The organism is Stenotrophomonas sp. 2YAF22, assembly GCF_052114665.1.
GTDB classification, from domain to species: Bacteria; Pseudomonadota; Gammaproteobacteria; order Xanthomonadales; family Xanthomonadaceae; genus Stenotrophomonas; species Stenotrophomonas indicatrix.
The window spans coordinates 1-1519 of sequence record NZ_JBFRFE010000819.1; the positions used below are offsets into that span (position 1 = coordinate 1).

Annotated in this window: 2 protein-coding genes; both read left to right on the forward strand. The window is 68.3% G+C overall.

Features of this window, described 5'->3' with window-relative positions:
* Positions 1 to 210: 210 nt before the first annotated feature.
* A complete protein-coding gene (locus AB4Y84_RS21410; RefSeq protein WP_442244051.1) occupies positions 211 to 471 on the forward strand; it encodes a hypothetical protein in 261 nt (86 codons plus the stop codon).
* On the forward strand, positions 468 to 1519 hold a 1052-nt coding region (locus AB4Y84_RS21415), incomplete at its 3' end, for a diguanylate cyclase domain-containing protein (RefSeq protein ID WP_442250899.1). The genes AB4Y84_RS21410 and AB4Y84_RS21415, both read left to right, overlap by 4 nt.

Consider the following 1519-nt stretch of genomic DNA (forward strand, 5'->3'; position numbering starts at 1 on the left):
GGCCGATACCCAGCGCATGGCGCGGCTGGCGCAGAAGATCGGCAAGGACAGCTGACGACGGTCTCATTTTTTCGGGTAGTCTGTCCGGATACCCTGGGGGATGATGCTTGTGTCGGGTCTGCGTAGGGCAATGCAGGGGGAACTGCTGAGCCTGGCCTTGGCCCTGCTGGCCGGGACGGCGCGTGCTGCGCCGGTTCCGCGATGGGGCCGTTGGGCAGCGAAGAGGGGCGACTCGCAATGACGCAGGATCATGCGCTTGGCAGTGAGCACCGGGAGAATGCTGGACCGGCGCCGAAGGTGTCCGGCCGCGCGTCCGGCGTGCTGCCGCGTGTTGTCTGTCTTCGGCGGGTGCAGCGTGCGTTGCAGAAGGTGTTGGGGGCTTCCGGTTTCCGCCGCGTCGATGCGCATGCGCAACCGTGGCTGGATGATTTGAAACAAGGGTCGACGCGCGTGCGGATGGAAGTGGAATGAAGTTGCTCGGCTCGGGGATGCAGGCCCGGTTCCTGCTTGCGATGGGCGGGGCGATGCTGGTGGTGGTTGCGATCCTGGCCGTGCTGCTGGGGCGGCAGGCGGCGATGCAGGGCGAGGTGAGGTCGCTCAGCAACGGCGTCATCCACGAACTGTTCGACCGCAGCGTGCGCAGCCGTGGCGAGGCCATGGTGCGCGAGCTGTCCGATGCGCTTGCCGGTCCGCTCCACAACAACGACCTGGACCAGGTCGGGGCGCTTGTGCGCAGCATTTCGCGGCAGCCGGTGGTGCGCTACGTACTGGTGTTCGACGACCGCGGGCGGCTGGTCCACGACGGCTCGGCCGGGGTGCCCGGCTCCGGGCGGCCGATGACCGATCCGCTGGCGGCCGGGGCGGTTGCCGCGCAGTCGCTGGTGGTGCAGCAGTCGCCCACGGTGCTCGACAACGCGATGCCGATCAGGATGGGCAAACAGCGCATCGGTGGTGTCCGCGTCGGCATGGCGCTGGATGAAGTGCTGCAGCGTGAGCAGGCGGCCAACGCGACCCTCGGTGCGCGGCTGCAGCAGATGGGAAGCCGGCATCTGGGCTGGCTGCTGCTGATGCTTGGCCTGCTGGTGGTGATCGGCGTGGTGGTGATCCTGTACGTGCAGCGCACGCTGGTGGCACCGATCCGCGAGCTGGCCGCAGCCGCCCGGCGCATTGAAGCAGGCGACTACCAGGCGCCGCTGCGGGAAAACACCCGCGACGATGAGGTGGGGGAGCTCGTGCGCGGCTTTGCCCGCATGCGTGATGCGATCGCCCGCCACGACCGCGAAGTGCGGCGCATGGCCTACACCGACGCCTTGACCGGGCTCACCAACCGCCTGGCGTTCCGCGAGGCGCTGGACCATCGGTTGATGGCCGCACGTGCGTCCCATCACCGGTTGGGTCTGCTGTTTGCCGATATCGATGATTTCAAGCGGGTCAATGACACGCTGGGCCATGAGGCCGGCGACGAGGCGTTGCTGCAGTTCGCCCAGCGCATCGGCCGTGCCGTGACCGAGGCCGGCGG